Origin of the sequence: Polyangium fumosum (genome assembly GCF_005144585.1) — a bacterium.
GTDB classification, from domain to species: Bacteria; Myxococcota_A; Polyangia; order Polyangiales; family Polyangiaceae; genus Polyangium; species Polyangium fumosum.
Window position 1 is genome coordinate 115,736 of record NZ_SSMQ01000025.1, and the last position, 16,426, is coordinate 132,161.

The 16,426-nt window shown below is 70.7% G+C and carries 10 protein-coding genes; 4 read left to right on the forward strand and 6 right to left on the reverse strand.

Annotation, left to right across the window (positions count from 1 at the left end):
* Window positions 1-40: 40 nt before the first annotated feature.
* The gene (locus E8A74_RS23865) at window positions 41-2,632 is read right to left on the reverse strand and encodes a glycosyltransferase family 39 protein (RefSeq protein ID WP_136931361.1); all 2,592 of its coding nucleotides are present in this window, start codon (window positions 2,630-2,632) and stop codon (window positions 41-43) included.
* Window positions 2,633-3,352: 720 nt separating this feature from the next.
* Between E8A74_RS23865 and era the strand changes: the two genes are divergently transcribed.
* Window positions 3,353-4,528, forward strand: coding sequence for a GTPase Era (gene era / locus E8A74_RS23870; RefSeq protein WP_170229320.1), 1,176 nt, complete (start codon window positions 3,353-3,355; stop codon window positions 4,526-4,528).
* A gap of 2 nt (window positions 4,529-4,530) precedes the next feature.
* Entirely contained in the window at window positions 4,531-5,931 is a 1,401-nt protein-coding gene (gene der / locus E8A74_RS23875; protein ID WP_232379717.1) for a ribosome biogenesis GTPase Der, read from the forward strand.
* Window positions 5,932-5,937: 6 nt separating this feature from the next.
* Here the strand turns inward: der and E8A74_RS23880 are convergent, their stop codons facing one another.
* From E8A74_RS23880 to E8A74_RS23890, 3 genes are all read right to left on the reverse strand, one after another.
* Window positions 5,938-7,686 (reverse strand): hypothetical protein, encoded by a 1,749-nt coding sequence (locus E8A74_RS23880; protein WP_136931364.1) that lies wholly within the window; start codon window positions 7,684-7,686, stop codon window positions 5,938-5,940.
* Between the two features lie 59 nt (window positions 7,687-7,745).
* On the reverse strand, window positions 7,746-8,129 hold the full coding sequence (locus E8A74_RS23885) for a hypothetical protein (protein ID WP_136931365.1): 384 nt from the start codon (window positions 8,127-8,129) through the stop codon (window positions 7,746-7,748).
* Between the two features lie 127 nt (window positions 8,130-8,256).
* A complete protein-coding gene (locus E8A74_RS23890) occupies window positions 8,257-8,871 on the reverse strand; it encodes a hypothetical protein (protein ID WP_136931366.1) in 615 nt (204 codons plus the stop codon).
* A gap of 327 nt (window positions 8,872-9,198) precedes the next feature.
* Here E8A74_RS23890 and E8A74_RS23895 point away from each other — a divergent pair, with 327 nt between their 5' ends.
* Window positions 9,199-12,180 carry a carboxylesterase family protein gene (locus tag E8A74_RS23895; RefSeq protein ID WP_136931367.1) on the forward strand — a complete coding sequence of 994 codons (2,982 nt, stop codon included), beginning with the start codon at window positions 9,199-9,201 and terminating at the stop codon, window positions 12,178-12,180.
* 100 nt (window positions 12,181-12,280) lie between these two features.
* Here E8A74_RS23895 and E8A74_RS23900 read toward each other — a convergent pair whose 3' ends face one another.
* Together E8A74_RS23900 and E8A74_RS23905 are read right to left on the reverse strand one after the other, a co-directional pair.
* On the reverse strand, window positions 12,281-13,057 hold the full coding sequence (locus tag E8A74_RS23900) for a hypothetical protein (protein WP_136931368.1): 777 nt from the start codon (window positions 13,055-13,057) through the stop codon (window positions 12,281-12,283).
* Window positions 13,058-13,187: 130 nt separating this feature from the next.
* Window positions 13,188-15,092, reverse strand: coding sequence for an OPT/YSL family transporter (locus tag E8A74_RS23905; protein WP_136931369.1), 1,905 nt, complete (start codon window positions 15,090-15,092; stop codon window positions 13,188-13,190).
* 164 nt (window positions 15,093-15,256) lie between these two features.
* On the opposite strand from E8A74_RS23905, the gene E8A74_RS23910 reads away from it, so the two are divergent.
* The gene (locus E8A74_RS23910; RefSeq protein ID WP_136931370.1) at window positions 15,257-16,423 is read left to right on the forward strand and encodes an oxygenase MpaB family protein; all 1,167 of its coding nucleotides are present in this window, start codon (window positions 15,257-15,259) and stop codon (window positions 16,421-16,423) included.
* The last annotated feature ends 3 nt before the right edge of the window (window positions 16,424-16,426 follow it).

A 16,426-nucleotide genomic window follows, 5' to 3' on the forward strand; every position in this document is an offset into this window, starting at 1 on the left:
TTCCACACGGGCGCCAAGGGATCCGACAGGTGCGCATTGCTCAACGCACGTGGAGCGCTCCGCCGATGACGCGATTCTCGTGGTTCGGGCCACGCGTCACCCGGAAACGCGTGTCTCCGGAGAAGAAGCCGAAATAGATGGTGTAGTCGCCTGGCGTGAAGTTCGGCTCGAGCTCGAACACGTAATCGTCCACCACGATGTCGTTCGGCTGCCACAGGTTCATCGCATATTTGCCATCGAGGACGGTGTGATCGCCGTTGTATCGGCGCTGGTAGCCGTCGATGTGCAGGAACGCCTTCCAGGTGCCGGTGATGGGATTCACGACCCGGTAGTAGAAACGCATGTGGTACTTGCGCTGCGGGACCACGCTGTCCACGGCTTGGCCGGTGCCGTCGCGGACCTCCCAGCCGAGCACCTCGATCTGATCCTCGAATGCGGCGTCGACCTCGTGGAGGCGGGGCAGCGGCGCGTCGAGCACCTGCGCGCCGAGGGGATTTTCGTTGGGCTGGCCTCCGAGATCACTCGACACGAGCAGGATCTGGCTTGAACGCGCGTCGAGCACGGGCAGGTTCGAGCCCTTGTTCTTGCGGTGGAGTGAGTTGAGGCGCGGGAGCTCTTCGGCGCGGACGATGAGCCAGCGACGATCTGTGCCCTCGGTGAGCCACTTGAACGCTTCGGCGGGATCGTTGAACTGCGCGACTTCGCCGCCGTGGTGGTAGTAGGCGATCGAGCGGGCGCGCACGCCGAGCAGGCCGAGGGGCTCGCCGGGCTTCTGGAGCCGCGCGTAGGCGTCGAAGACCTCCTTCGGTGAGAGCTGCGCGGCGAGCGCTGGGTAGTAGCCGAACGAGAGCACCGCGCCGGCGGCGAGCGCGGCGAGGAGCACGCCGGCGCCGCGGGGCAGGCGCGTGAGGCCGAGCGCTGCGCGGAAGCCGTCGCGCACGGCGGCGAAGGAGAGCGGCAGGGTCGCGAGGAGGAGCGGCAACGCCCACCAGAGGTTCAGGCCGGCGTCGATGAAGTTGCGCGGCAGCCTCAGCACGGAGGCCCAGCCGAGCCGCGTGCCGAGGAAGAGCATTGCGCCGAGGCCGACGAGCGCGGCCTCGACGACGACGGCGGCGAAGAACAGGTTGCCGTTCCAGATCGTGGCGAGCTCGCGGCTCACCTTGCGGTAGTCCTCGACGAGGCCGTCGGCCCACGCGGCGATCGAGCTGGGCTTGTCGGTGCGCCCCTCGAACCACGCGATCGCCACGAGCGCCGCGAAGGCCGCGGCGGAGAGGCGCATCAGCGCTGCCGCGTCCTGCTCGAAGCTCTTCGGGAACGAGGGCTTGTCCACCTCGAACACGCTGAACATGCGCCCCGGCTCGAGCACCATGTCGCGGTAGAGCACGAACGCGAGCAACGCGACGCCGAGCGCGAGGGCCCGTGACGGAGGCGCGCCGCGATCGAAGTCGGCCACCGCGAGCCCTGCGACGCCTGCGAGCAGCGCGACGCCGCTCCACGGGAGAAACGTGACGTGTGGCGTGAGCGCGGCGTAGACGGCGTATGCGACGGCTGCGCCGACGAGCAACGCGACGCGCAGGCCCACCTCGCGCCTGCGGGCGGGCACGTCGAGCTCCACGGGCGCGCGGAACAACCTTCCGATCGCGAACGGCAGGAACGCGCTCCACGGGAAGAGCGCGTGGCCGAGGTGCCGGATCGTCCGATCGAACGTCGCATCCACGCTCGCCTTCTTGGTGAGCGCGACGCCGAGCGCGCGCGGCAGCGCCGCGTCGGGCGAGGTGCGGGCCAGGAGCGAGATCCCGACGCCCAGGGCCATGAGCCCGAAGAGGAGCGAGAGCGCGCCGATCGCGTGCTCGCCGAGGGTTCGCCCCGCGGAGAACCCTCCGAGCTCGAGGACGAGCCAGGCGAGACCCGCGGCGAGCGCAGGCACCGCGACGCCGATCAGGAGCCCGCGCGACATGTATCCGGCCACGAGGCCGAGGGCCCCGACGAGCAGCCAGACGCCCTTCACGAGCCACGTGCGCGCGCCTGGGACCTCGACCTCGGCGCCCTCTTTCGTGCCGCGCGCGCGGTCAAAAAGCGCGCCGACGAGGCCCGCGAACGCGAGCGAGAGCGAGGACATCGTGACGATGTCGCCGAGCATCGTCCGCGCCTGCATGAAGTAGAGCGGCGTCGTGGCGAGCGCGACGGCGCCGTAGAGCGCGGCTCGTTTTCCCGAGAGACGCGCGAGGATCTCGTGCAGCGCGACGACGCCGACGAACGCCCAGATCGCGAGCGGCAGGCGTCCCGTCCAGTCCGCGAGCCCGAAGAGCCGGAAGCCGAGGGCCATCGAGGTGAACGGCAGCTCGCCCATGCGCAGATCGCTCAGCGTGGGCATCTGGTTCACGGCGTCGGGGAGCGCGAGCTTGTCCGCGTGGAAGACGTGGATCGCGATGCGGCGCGAGAGATCGGCTGCGTCGAGCTCGTACGGATCCCAGATCCCGCTCTTGCCGAGGGTCGAGAAGAGCACGAGGGCCGCGACCGCGAGCGCCAGCGGTCGGGACCACGCGGCGAAGGAAGGCGCGCGGGCGCTCGCAGGGGTTCGAGCATCCTCACGGGTCGTACCGCCTTGGGCGCTCTCGGGGACGGCTTCCATGGGGGGCTTCTACCGCTGCTCGGGCCGGCAGCCAAAGGCGTTTGGAGAGGCGGTCAGCTTGGAGAACGTTGAGAAGCCGTTTGAGGCCTCCCCCTCTGTCTGCTATCGCGCCGCGCTGTGAAGAGCCGTAGAGCCGAACCCCGCGCCGAGCGACCTGGCCGGGAGCCCGAAGCCGCGCGTGAACGACCGTCCCATGACGAACGAGCCGGCGCGTCCCCGCAAAGGGAGTCGCGCGGGCCGAGGCCCGAGCGGGGTCGCGGCGGAGGTCGGCCGGGCGAGGCGACGCGCGGCGCGAAGGGAAAACCGCGTGTGGAGGAAGGGCGAGGGCAAGGGCCCGGCCCGCGCGGGAAGGGCCCTGCGACGAAGGGGGCGCCTCCCGGGCGCGGCGAGAGGGGCGCACGACCCGACACCCGCGGCGAGAGGGGCGCACGACCCGACACGCGCGGCGAGAGGGGCGCACGACCCGACACCCGCGGCGAGAGGGGCGCACGACCCGACACCCGCGGCGAGAAGGGCGCACGACCGGACGCTCGCGGCGAGAGGGGTGCACGACCGGACGCTCGCGGCGAGAGGGGTGCACGACCCGACACCCGCGGCGCGGCGGCGCGACCGGGAGCACCCGCGCGTGGCGGGAGGCCCGCGACGACGGACGATCTCACGCGTGGTCCGCGGGGTGGAACGGGCGCCGGGCGCCGCACAGATGCCCCACGCCCGAGGCCCGTGCCGCGCCCCGCGCCGGAGGCCATCGGCCCCTCGCGGAGCGGCACCGTCGCGCTCATCGGCAGGCCGAACGTCGGCAAATCCACGCTGCTCAACGCGGCGCTCCAGCAGCCGCTCTCCATCGTGTCGAAGACGCCGCAGACCACGCGCGACGCGCTGCTCGGCGTGGTGCACCACGGCTCCGCGGAGCTCGCGCTGCTCGACACGCCGGGCCTGCACCGGCCCCGCACGCAGCTCGGCCGCGTGATGAACGAAGCCGCGCGGGACGCGGCGCGCCGCGCCGACGTCGTCGTCTTCGTGACGGACGTGTCGCCGCGCCCCGTGAAGCACAAGGAAGACGGGACGCCCATCGCGCCACGCCCGCTCCTGCCGCACCCCGGGGATCTCGTCCTGCTCTCGGATCTCGCGCCGGATCGGCCCGTGCTCCTGGTCGTGAACAAGGTCGATGTGCTCCGGGACAAACGGCACCTCTTGCCGCTGCTCGAAGCGTACGGGAAGGTGCGGAACTTCGACGCGGTCGTGCCCGTGTCGGCGCAACGCGAGGACGGCATCACGCTCGTGCTCGACGAGATCGCGCGCTTCTTGCCCGAGGGCCCGTTCCGGTACGGCGTCGACGACGTGACCGACAAACCCGCGCGTTACTTCGCGGCGGAGTACGTGCGCGAGCAGATCCTCCGCGCCACGCAGGACGAGGTGCCGCACGCCGCGGCCGTGAGCATCGACCGGTACGCCGAGCCACGAGCGCCGGGGCAGGCAGTCCAGATCGACGCGACGATCCACGTCGAGCGGCAAGGCCAGAAGCGGATCCTGATCGGCACGGCCGGGGCCATGATGAAGCGCATCGGCATCGCCGCGCGCGAGCGCATCGAGGAGCTCGTCGGCGGCAAGGTGGTCCTGCGCCTCTGGGTGGCCGTGACGCCGGACTGGCGCGAGTCTGTGCCGCGCCTGGAGGAGCTCGGCTACGGCAGGGCGCGTGGCGGCGCGACGGACGCGACCGAGTACATGATCGTCGCCGAGCGCGACGCCGAAGCGGACGAGGCCGACGATACGGCCGACGACGAAGGCGACGAAGGCGACGAAGACCTCGACGCCGAGGGCGAAGAGGACGAAGACCTGGACGAGGAGGACCTCGACGACGACGACGAGGGCACGCTCGACGAGGACGAGGAGGAATGACGATGCAAGAAGACCAAATCGAGCAGCCGGACGGGGGCGTAACGCCCGCGCGGGTGATGAGCGCTCCGCTGCCGATCGTCGCGATCGTCGGCCGCCCCAACGTCGGCAAGAGCACCCTGTTCAACCGCCTCGTCGGCAAAAAGACCGCGATCGTGCACGACGAGCCCGGCGTCACGCGCGACCGTCACTACAGCGACGTCACGTCCCGCGGCCGCAGGTACACGCTCGTCGACACGGGCGGCTTCGATCCGGAGAGCGACGATCCCATGCGGCAAGGGATCAAGCGCCAGATCGACGTCGCGATCACCGAGGCCGACGTCATCGTGTGCGTGCTCGACGCGAGCCTGCCGCCGACGCCGGCCGATCACGCCGAGCTCGATCTGCTCCGCCGCGCGGGCAAACCCGTCATCTACTGCGCGAACAAGGCCGACTCGCAGCGCGCCGAGCTCGAGCTCACCGAGCTCTACCGCCTCGGCGCGCGTGACCTCATCCCCTTCTCCGCCCTCCACGGCCGCCGCATCGACGAGCTCGAGGGGGCGATCGTGGCCGCGCTGCCGCCGCCTCCGCCCGAGCCGGAGGAAGGCGCGGCGCCGGACGAGGCCATCCGCGTCGCGATCGTGGGCCGCCCGAACGCGGGCAAGTCCTCGCTCATCAACCGCCTGCTCGGCGAGGAGCGCCTGCTCGTCGACTCGCGTCCCGGCACCACGCGTGACGCCATCGACACGCGCATCACCAAGGGCAAGCACTCGTTCCTGTTCATCGACACGGCCGGCATCCGGCGCAAGGCGAAGGTCACGAAGGAGGACAGCGTCGTCGAGGCGGTGAGCGTGCTCCACGCGATCCGCGCGATGGAGCGCGCCGAGGTCGTGGTCCTCCTGAGCGACGCGTTCGAAGGCGTGGCGGAGCAGGACGCGAAGATCCTGGGCCTCGCCGTCGATCGCGCCCGCGCCGTCGTCATCGGCCTCAACAAGGCCGACCTGCTCGACAAGAAGGCCTTCGGGAAGGCCGAGGAGAACGCGCGGGACAAGCTCTCGTTCGTGCCGTGGGCGCCCATCGTGCCCATGAGCGCGAAGACAGGCCGCGGCGTGGGCAACCTGCTCTCCACGATCACGCGTATCGCCAAGGCCTTCCGCACGCGCGTGCCCACCGGCGAGCTCAACCGCTTCTTCGAGCAGGTCCTCGAGCACCGCCCGCCGCCCACGTCCGGCGGCCGCGCGCCGCGCCTCTACTACATCACGCAGGCCGAGACCTCACCGCCGCTCTTCGTGGTCATGGCGAGCGCGCCCGAGCAGATCCACTTCAGCTACCAGCGCTACGTCCAGAACCAGCTCCGCAAGAACTTCGGCTTCGAGGGCGTGCCGGTCCGCGTGAAGTACAAGCCGAGGCGTCGCCGCGGCGATTGACGCGACTCACTCCCCGCGGGGGGACGGCCGCCCCACCGGGGGGCGGCCCTCGTTCACGGGGAGCTCGACGCGCGGCACCTCGTCGCGCACGTGCTCGGTCCCCGCGTCTTTCCACACCGGCACCGAGCGGCTGAACACCTCGAGCCGCTCGATCTCCTCGTCGTCGACGAGGCACCGCAAGCCGAGCACCGCCTGGTTGATCCCCGTGAAGCCGAGCGCCTTCGCCAGCGCGCGGAGCCTGTCCCGCTCGTCCTCCTGCGGCTCCGAGGGGACCGAGATCGGCTCGCCCGACCACGACTCCGTGGGCCCCCGCAACGCCGAGCTCGCGCTCCGCGACGGGCCCACGATCTCACGCGCGAGCTGCCGCGCCGCGATCGCGCCCCGCACGAGGTACTGCTCGCGCAGGAGCTGCGCGTTCGTCCGGCCGACCCGCGCGATGAGCAGCGCTTGATCCTGCCAATCGCAGATCCGCTGCAGGCTGTAGGTCGTGTTGAAGAAGATGCGCGGCGTCGGCATGAACGCGAGCGCGTGCGCCGAGTCGATCCGCTCCTCCGCGAGGCGCGCCACGTCGTCGTCGTTCAGCCCGTCGATGAGGCCGAGATCGCTGCCCCGGATCGGCGCCGTGGTCCCCACGCCGAGTATCGTCGCGGCCCGATCCGTCACGGCGCGCAGCACCCGCTCGCCGAGCAGCGCGACGGCCACGCCCACGATCAGCGCGCCCTTGTAGCCCTGGAACAGGTAGCCCTTGTCCGTGTTGGTCGCTTCCTCCGGGCCGGAGAGCAGCGCCACGCCGAGGAACACCGTCGCCACGCTCACGATGAGCAGCGTGCGCGCCGCGAACGCCATCATGCGCGCGGTCGAATCGTTGCTGGCCGAACGAAACAGGATTTGCCCGAGGTTCAGGGTGAAGGACACCGTGCACGCCGCGCCCACGGAGAGCGCGACGAGGTGCCGCAGCTCGTTCTCGGTCCGCGCGTACCGGAGCAGGATCACGCCGCAGGCGATGAGGATCGCCGACGCGATGAACCCGAGGATCGTCGCGTGCCGCGCCATGCGTTGCACCGACTCGCGCATGAGCTCGTTCTCGTAGGCCCACATGCGCTCGACCTTTTCGCGCAGCTCGATCCGATCCCGCATGGCCGTGCCCGCCCCGTACCCCACCTTCAGCCGGAAATCGCCGCGCGCAAAACGCCGCTCGACCAGCATCGCCGAGCACACCGCGAGGATCACCGGCATCACGCACGCGCCGAGCACCCGCAGCCGCGCGATCGACGACTGGCTCCACTCCCCGAGGTCCTGGTAGGCGACGACGAGCATCCCGCCGAGGCAGGCGAAGAGGATCCACCGCACGAACGACGGCGCGATGAGCGCGAGGAACCCGAGCAGCGCGCGGAAACGCTCCTCGCCGATCTGCATCGACTCCGCGACGGATCCGCCGACGAGCGTGTGCAGGAAGAACACCACGATCCCGATCGCGAGCCCGGCCCCGATCTCCGCCACGTATTGCGGCCGGTTCGGCGCGACATACCGGAAGAACAACAATGCGCCGGCGTAGGCCACGATCACGAGGACCGCGACGAGGAGCGCGCCGCGGACCGCCGAGCGGGCCTCGGTCGGGCGGGCCGGGGTGGATCCCTCGACGATGCGGGGCGGCGGCGCGGCGAGGGATCGGGCCGTGTCGGCGCTCTTGCCGGGCACGTGCCGCAGGGTCGGCGGCGACACCGACGATTCGGCGGGGGGCGCGGGATCGGTCAAGGCAGAACCTCCGCCTGCATGGTACCTGCCCGCGCCTCCCCTCCCGCCTCGAAATTGCGTCAGCGCCGCATCGTCGCCATCGTCCGGCGCGAGCCGCGGTGGGCCTGCGTGCGGTCGCTCGGCTCGTCGATCTCGTAGATCTCGGCGTCCGGCGGCGGGCGAACGGCCTTGCCGTGCAGGCCGCCCGGATGCTCACCGCTCTCGTAGCGAGCGTCGCTCTCCTGGCTGCTGATGCCACCCGCCTGCGCCTCGGCGATGCGCCGTATCGTGCGCTCGTCGGCTTGCTTCGGCCTCTTGCGGACCACGCGCCTGCCGGAGGCGCCGAGGCGCCCCTTTTGAACGAGCCACACCGCCGCGGCCACGGCCGAGAGGAGCCCGGCCGCGCGCTGGATGCCGCGCCAGGCTCCCCGGACGCGGCGCTGCCACCTGCGAGGAATGTTCATGCGTGAAAGGGTGGGGAGACGGGCCGCGATCGTAAAGCGTCCGCGACGCTCGCGGCCCGCGGCTCGAAACGACGCGCGGCGGGAACGAGCTACCCGTTCCCGCCGCAATGCCCTCTCGGGCGCTCGGTCATTTCTGCGTCGCCTTGCGCATCTGGCACATGAGATCACAGACCTCGAGCGGCAAGGTCTCGCGCTTCGGCGGATCCTTCACGACCGGATCCGTCTTCTTGGGATCGGTCGATTTCGCGTTCGTGTTCCCGCTCGTCCGCGGGGAGGGCTTCGTCTTCTCGGGCGCGGTCGCCTCCTTCGCGGGCGGCGTTGTCGTCTTCACCTCGGCGGGCGGCGAAGGCAGCGTCGCGACGCGCTTCAGGGCCACCTCGAAATGGGGCGACACGCGGCCGCCCAGCGTCATCGGCTCGGCCTTCGGGCGCGCGCTCGCCGCGCCGATCGCCATGGCCGAGACCAGGATGGCGCCCACGGCGGCGACCAGCCATGGCCCTCGGCGGGCCTGCGTCGCGACCACCTCGGCGCTCGGCTCGGGGGCCGGGAGCGGCGCCGGCTCCGGCGCGCCGAAGGGGAAGATCGGCGCGTGCGGGAGCACGGGCTCGACCGGCTTTTGCGCCTCGGCGGCGAGGGCCTTCAGATCGATGAGGCCGGAGTCGTCTCGGCGTGCGCTCGGCTCCTTCGTCGTGGGTGCGTCGTTCGAGGCCTGGGCCACGAGGGAGCTCAGCGAAAACACCACCGAGCCGTCCTCACGCGTTCCCGGGGCTCCCCTCGAGGACATCGTTGCATTGGATCGAGGAATGCTCTTCATGGCTCGTTTTCTCGCTTTCTCCACGTTCACGGGTCCGGCGGTATTGCGCCGGCCCGAAGGGCGACGGTCACTGCATTCGACGCACGGCCGCGATGGAAGTTTTGGGGACCAGGCAAAAGTGAACGAAGGCTGAAATCGATCCGTGGGGGACGGGGGCCAAGCGCCCGGCTTGGTCCGGGGCGGGGCCCGTGGTAGCTGTGCCGGCTCGCGTGGACGGCCGGTGTTCCCGGGCGGACGCGGCATGTTTCGCCTTCGATGCGCCCTCGGCTCCTCCTCCCGCTCGTGCTCGCCGGCCTCGCCGGGCCCTCGGCCTGCCGCCCGCCGGCCGAACATGGCGTCGAGCAGCGCCCGCCTCCGCGCGCCGAGCCCTCCGCGCAGGCCCCCGCGATCCCTACCGACGCCGCGCCGGGCGCCGTCTGCACGCCCGGCGAGGGTCGATGCACCTCCGACGAGGTCGCGCTCGTTTGCCAGGGCGGCGAACGCTGGGTCGAGGAGCGCTGCGGCGAGGGGTCGACCTGCCTCGGCGCCGGCTGCGTCTCGCTCCGCGCCGAGGGACATCCGCCGGTCGGGCTCGCGCGGGAGGCGCTCCTCGCGCCCCAGGGGGAAGGCTGGCTCGACGCGTGGAGCGCCGTCGGTCCGCTCCCGGGCCCCTTGCCCGAGGGCGACGCGACGACGCCCCCCGACGCCGGCGCCCCGCCCGCCCCGCGCCCGATCTGCGCGAAGGACGGCTACGTCGAGGTCCACGAGAAGGCCGATTCGAAAAAAGGCCCGAAGCCGCCCACCCATTTCGTCCTTTCGGGCCAGCTCGTCTCCGGCCGCGCCCAGCGCGTCCTCCTCGCCGCGGGCGTGTCTGGCCGCGTGCGGATCTCCGTGGCCGGAAAACGAGTCCTCGACGCCACGCGCGAAGCCGATCCCGCGCCCTTCCGCGACGAGACGCGGGTCCCGCTCGACCTCGATCGTGGCGTCCATCGCATCGTCGTCGAGGTCGAACAGCCAACCCCTGCGCCCACGGGCTTCTGGCTCCGCGCCCGCTCCCCTTCCGGCGGCCCAGCGCCCGACCTGCTCTTCGCCACGGCCCCCGAGGCCACGTGCACGCCGGCCGAGCTCCTGCGCGCCGAGATCCAGAAAAAGCCCACCGCCACGGGGTTCGACGTCTCCGTGCGGCCGGGCTGGATCGGCCTCGGCCCGCGCAACCTCGTGGATCTCCCCCACCGCGCGGAGCTCGCGTCCGAAAAAGGCCCGGCCCGCCCGCTGGTCGAGGGCACCTTGCCCGCCGCCTCGCTCGGCAGCCCCGAGGGCGCGATCTCCCTCTCGATTCCCTTCGAAAAAACCGGGACGACCGACCTCCGGCTCCGCCTCGGCGCGGCGCCTGGGACCGAGCAGAAGATCCCGCTCGTCTACCGCGGGGCGCTCCAAAAACGCGTCCTCGCGCTCGTGGACAAGCGCGCGTCCATCGAGAGTTCCGCGGCCACCCGCGGCGAAAAAGACAGCCTGCTCGTGCACATCGACGGCCTCGTCGAGAACCTCGCGCAAAACGATCCCGACATCTCGTGGATCAAGCGCCAGACCGAAGAAGCCGAGGCCCTCCTCGCCTCGCTCGAAAAAGGCGAGAGCCCGTATGCCGGCCGGTTCGGCATTCAGCGCCGCGCGTATCGCAGCCCGCTCGACGGCCGCCTCCAGCCCTACGTCCTTTTCGTCCCGCGGGCCTATCGCCCCGGGGGAAAACCGCTCCCGCTCGTCGTCGCTTCCCATGGGCTCGGCAATCGCCCCGAGATCGCGCTGCGGGTCGTCACCGGCGAGGCGCCCGAGGCAGGCTTCAATGGGCTGCTCGAAGCGCGCCACTTCTCGGGCCTGCCCGATTTCGGCGCCTTCCTCGTCGCGCCGTGGCAATTCGGCAATGCGGGCCAGCGCCACCTCGGCGAGGACGACGTCCTCCGGGTCGTCGCCGAGCTGCGCGCCCATTTCCCCATCGACGAGCGCCGCATCTCCATCACCGGTTACTCCCTCGGCGGCACCGTCGCGTTTTACCTTCCCTTGCATTACCCGGACCTCTTCTCCGCCGCGGCCCCGCTCTGCGGATACCCGAACCTGCTCGGCTGGGAGAGCATCCGAAAAGCCCCGCACACGCCCTGGGAAAACGTCCTGCTCGCCAAACGGTACATCGTGAACTGGGCCGAGAATGGCCAGCACGTGCCGCTCTTCATCGTCCACGGCGGGAAGGACGATCCCACGCGCTCGCAGCTCGTCGCCGATCGGTATCGATCCCTTGGCTATCCCTACAAATTCGACGTCCAGGAGGACCTCGATCACAACGTATGGGATTACGGCTACGAGGACGGCGACATGATCGGATGGCTCAAATCGCACCGGCGGCCGAAGGCGCCCGAGCGCGTCCGGTTCGTCACGGGCGAGTGGCGGTACGATCGGGCGCATTGGGTGCGACTGCTCGGCATGGAGGTCGAGGACAAATTCGCCGAGATCGACGCGCGCCATTCGAAGGCGGACGGCGTCACGGTGAAGACCCGCAACGTGGAGTCGTTTGCCCTGGATCTGTCACAGCTCGCGCTGCGCGAAGGGGCGGGCGTGGCCGTGGACGGCGCGGCCATCGAGGGGCCTTTTGCGGCCGGGATGCTCTGGCTCGTCAAGAAGGACGGCGCGTTCGTCCGCGTGCCCGAGGAGCCTTCGCGCAAGGGGCGCAAGCGCGCGGGCGTCTCGGGCCCGCTCGACGACGTCGATCGCCACGGCCGCCTCGTCGTCTACGGCACCCAGGATCCCGCGCAGATCGAGACGAACCGCCTCGTCGCCGAGCATTTCGCCTCCTTCGACACCTTCGCGGCCCGCTTCCCGGTGAAATCCGACGTCGAGATCACCGACGCCGAGATCGATTCGCGCAGCCTCGTCCTCATCGGAAACCCACGTTCGAACCGCGTCACCGCGCTCTTCGAAAGCACGCTCCCCGTGCGCTTCGAGCCCTCCGCGCTCACGCTCCGCGGCAAGCGGCACGAGGGCGAGGACGTCGGCGTCTCCTTCCTTCATCCGCACCCGCGAAACCCGGACGAATACGTGGTCGTGCACGCGGGCGTGGGCTCCGCGGGCACGCTCGCGAGCCGCCACCTCCCGCGCTTCGCCCCCGATTTCATCGTCTATGACGGACGCATCACGGTGCAGCGGGGGGGCCACGTGCTCGACCGGCGCGTCGCGCTCGACGGCGGCTTCTTCGGCATCGACTGGAATTGAGAGCGCTCCGCGTCGATCAGGACGGGGCGATGAAAAAAGAACGAGGGACCGGTTGGAGGCCCGGCCCCTCGTTGCAAGGTGTTTGTCGTGGCGGCTGGGATTACCGCTGCGCGACCCGCCGCGGGCGGAGCGTGGCCGCCGCGATACGGAGCGGCTCCAGCGTGCTCTCGCCGAGGGCCGTGACGAAGTCGTCGTTCGCCGTGAGCACGGTTTCACCCGCGATCACGAAGCGCTCGTCGCCCTCGCCCTCCGCGACGAGCTGATCCTGCGGCACGATCCGGCCTTCGCGCAGCGCCGCGTCGAGGACACGCACGTCGGACGAAGCGTTCGTCGCGCGCAACGTGACCCACGCGCTCACGGGCGTCGGCAGGGGCGCGAAGGACGTGTCCCCAGCGAGACCCGTGTAGACCCAGGGGTTGTCCTTGGCCATTCGCTTCCAGCCACCGCCGTGCTCGTCTTGCACGTAAAACGCGCCGTGCGCCGCGTCCGCGATGAGCCGTCGCGTCGCGCCATTCACGCCCGTCGCGGTCACGTCGGCATACACGAGGCGGCCATCCGGGCCGAGCTCGGCGTATTCCATCACCTTCATCGCAGCGACCTGCGAGACGCCCGAGAGCGTCTCCGAGCCATCGCTGCGCACCGTGCGCTCGACACGTGCACGGGGGGTATGGGGGGCAGAGCGCAGCGAAGGCTGCGCGAGCCCCCCATCGTCGATCGACGGCACCGAGCCCGCGGAGAACACGTAGACATGGTCTCCTGCCAGGCCGGGCGCCTCCACGCACGCCTCCTCATGCGAGGAAGCGGCGTTCCCGCAGCCCGCCGAAAGCGAAGCCACGAGCGCCGAGAGAACCAGAGCGGAGATGTGTTGCGTCTTCATGGCTCCCCTTATCGAGCGACGGGGGGCCGTTATTTCAAGACGTCGCGAATTTTTCTTTTTGCCCGCGCGGCAAGGGGCCATGACGAACCCTTCCGCGATCCCGGTCACATGCGCTTGACGCGCGGCGTCGTCAGGCGGGCGGCGACGGAGGAGGGGCGGCGGGCGGCGGGGGCGCGGCGGCGGCGGGCTTGAGCAGCACGTTCGAGAAGAGGCCGTGCAGGCCCACGGCGAGCGCGTAGAGCGCCTCGCCCGCGATGAGGCCGCCGCCGACGAGCGACGTCGTGCTCATGTCCTCGGGCAGCTCGTCGCCCTTCGTTTGCTTCGCGGCCACGCTCTTCTGCCAGGTGTTGTACGCGGACGAACCCACGCCGCCGACCGCGAACCAGACGCAGACCATGAGCTCGACGAAGCCGCCGAACGACGAGGCGTACGGGCTCGGCAAGACGACCGCGTCCATCACGAAGCCCGCGGCGAACCCTTCCTTCGAGCCCTTCACGAAGTTCTTGTAGCGCTCGCTCGCGTGGAGGACCTTGCGGAGGACCTCGGTGCCGATGCCGATCGCGAGTCCGATCGCGAGCGCCTTCACCTTGTAGTCCGGCAGGTAGCCGATGTCCTGCAGCGCGCCGACGAACTTGAACGTCATCGCGCTTTGCCACTGCCCGACGTCGGCCTTCGGGTTCGCGAACGAGTTGATCGTCAGCACCGGGTAGGCCTTCATGAACGTCTGCGCGAGCACGACGCAGAGGACCGAGCCCATCAGGATCCCGATGCTCTGGTAGCGGAACTGCACCGTGCGGTTCGTGCCGAGGCGATACCCCGTCGAGCGATCCTGCTGCATGTCGCCGCCGACCGAGCACGCGACGAGCAGGATGCTCGCGCTCATGAGCCCGACGCGCGGATCCTTCAGGCCGAGGCCGCTCATGAGCAGCACCGCGATCACGAACGCGCTCGAGATCGGGTTCGAATCGCTGATGCCGAGCGAGATGCCGTTGATCAGCACGAACACGCTCGTCAGCAGGATGGCGAAGATCGTGAAGCCGAGCGGCTGCCCCATCACGAGCGTCGCCACGGCCACGAGCGCCGCCGCCCAGAACACGATCCACGCGACGAGCCGCTTCGGGTTCACCTGCTTCCACGCGTCCTTCGCGTCCACCTCCGCAGGCTTGCCCGCTTGCGCGCGCACGCGCCGGACCGCCTCCACCGCGAGCAGCGCCATGTCGACGAGCGCCGCGCCGAGGATCATCGCGAGACCGATCAGGAAGCCGATCTTGCGGAAGCTCTCGCCCTCCTTGAGCCAGCCGATCGAGACGAGGTACGGCGTGAGCCCGTGGCCGAGGAGCCCCATCAAGATCGCGGGGATCGTGATGCGCGCGCCGACGACCATGCCCGCGCCGATCGTCGACGCCGAGATCGACGTGAGCCACGGGATCTTCGCCATGACCCACGCGCTCGCCGGCAGCTTCTCCGCGAGCGCCGCGAACACCACGCCCGCGCCCGTGCCGCCGCCGAGCTGCCCGATCGAGCGCTTGAGCAGGCGTTTGTCCGTGAGCGCGCGCAGGATGTTCGCGACCGCGTAGCCGCTCGGGAAATCGAGCTTCAGGCGGTCGACGAGGATCGGCGTGTACACCATGCCGAGGCCCACGCCGAACATGCCGATGCACATGAAGAAGAGCGCCAGGTGATGCCACGGCGGCATCGGGATCCCGAGCCACGTCATCGCCTGGATGAGCACGCCCATGCCGGCCATGCCCGCGACGCTCGCGGCCATCGTCTGCATGTAGTTCGCGCCGTGTTTGCCCTCGGGCCCGTAGCCGTACGTGACCGCGCTGCCGAGGATCCCCGCGAGCACCTGCCCGCCGACGAAGAACCCGAGGCTGAAGTTCATGTACGCAGCGGCGATGCCGCCGAGCGGGCCGAGGATCAAGATCGCCACGGCCGAGAGGAGCGCGTGGTAGGCCGGCGTGTCGATCTTCGGGAGGAACGCGAACTTGGGGCGCGACGCCTCCTCGGCGGCGGCGGACGTCGGGGTTGTCATCGGGAACGGGATGCTAGCAGCACGGACGGGCGCGCCTAGCGCTGGATCGCGGCCCCCGTATGTCCGGGAAGACCCGGAGGCCGGGGGAGACGGAGGAGAATTGGGACGAACCCCAACAGCCCGCTCGCCAGCGGGCGCGGCCGACCCTATGGTCTCCGGGCCCGATGATCCCGACGCGATACCAGAACCTCGAGGAAGCCCGCGCGCGCTTCGGTGACCGCGTGGACCGTCTTGCGCCCTTCCTGCTCCGCGGCGATCCGCTGGCCGACGCCGTCATCGAGGAGATGGAAGGCGCGCCGGCCGGGCGAGGTTTTTCCCTCCTGGACAAGGCCCTCCGCGCCCCCGAACCACGTGGCCTCGACCTGCCCCCGGCCATGCGCGCCTACCTCGAATGGGCGTCCTACGTGCCGGCGTGGGTCGATTGGGATGCCGTCCGGCGCGGCGGCGAGCTGCTCTTGCGCTCGGGGGCGCTCGGAGGCGCGGTGCTCGGCACGTATTCGCTCGTGCTCGGGTATGCCTCGCCCGGGGGCAACAAGCCGCTCGTCTTCTCGGGCCAGCTCGTCGAGCGCGCGCCGCGCCGCCTCGGCGAGACCTCACGCTTCGTGCAAGCAACGGCGCAACCGGGCGGGCTCCTTCGCACGGGCGAGGGGTTCGCGATCACGCTGAAGGTGCGCCTCATGCACGCGAAGGTGCGGCAGATGCTCTCGCGATCGCCGAAATGGGACACGGCGACGTGGGGCCTGCCCGTCAACCAGCACGACATGGCCGGCACGTCGCTCCTCTTCTCGCTCGTGTTTCTCGAAGGGATCCGCGCGTTCGGCCTCGACATCGATCGCGACGAGTCCGAATGCTTCATGCACCTCTGGCGATATTCGGGGCACCTCATCGGCGTGGATCCCGAGCTCTTGCCGGCGAGCGAATTCGACGCGTGGAGCCTCGCGCACCTCATCCGGGCGACCGAGGGCCGGCCCGACGACGATTCACGCGCGCTCACGCACGCCCTCTTCGAATCCCCGCTCCGGCAGGCGAAGACCGCGGAGGAGCGGCGGCTCGGCGCGCTCCGGCGAAACGTCGGGATGGGTTTTTCGCGCGGGCTCCTGGGGGACGAGCTCGCCGACGCGCTCGGGATCGACCGCACGCCGTTCGTCGCGGCCTTCCACGCGCTCCGCGCGGTCACGCGGGTGGCCGAGCAGGCGCGCAAGCGCTCGCCCGCGGCGCATCAAAAGGCCATCGGCACGGGCGCGCGGTACTGGGAGATGGTGGTGAAGGAGGGGCTCGGGGGCGCCCCGGCGCATTTCGCGCCGCCAACGCGCCTCTCGCGCGCGGCCTGAGAC

Excerpts from the sequence above, each read along its gene's own strand:
- E8A74_RS23865 (WP_136931361.1), bottom strand. The coding sequence starts at position 2,632 with ATGGAAGCCGTCCCCGAGAGCGCCCAAGGCGGTACGACCCGTGAGGAT.
- E8A74_RS23900 (WP_136931368.1), bottom strand. The coding sequence starts at position 13,057 with ATGAAGACGCAACACATCTCCGCTCTGGTTCTCTCGGCGCTCGTGGCT.
- E8A74_RS23885 (WP_136931365.1), bottom strand. The coding sequence starts at position 8,129 with ATGAACATTCCTCGCAGGTGGCAGCGCCGCGTCCGGGGAGCCTGGCGC.
- E8A74_RS23895 (WP_136931367.1), top strand. The coding sequence starts at position 9,199 with ATGCGCCCTCGGCTCCTCCTCCCGCTCGTGCTCGCCGGCCTCGCCGGG.
- E8A74_RS23905 (WP_136931369.1), bottom strand. The coding sequence starts at position 15,092 with ATGACAACCCCGACGTCCGCCGCCGCCGAGGAGGCGTCGCGCCCCAAG.
- der (WP_232379717.1), top strand. The coding sequence starts at position 4,531 with ATGCAAGAAGACCAAATCGAGCAGCCGGACGGGGGCGTAACGCCCGCG.
- E8A74_RS23910 (WP_136931370.1), top strand. The coding sequence starts at position 15,257 with ATGATCCCGACGCGATACCAGAACCTCGAGGAAGCCCGCGCGCGCTTC.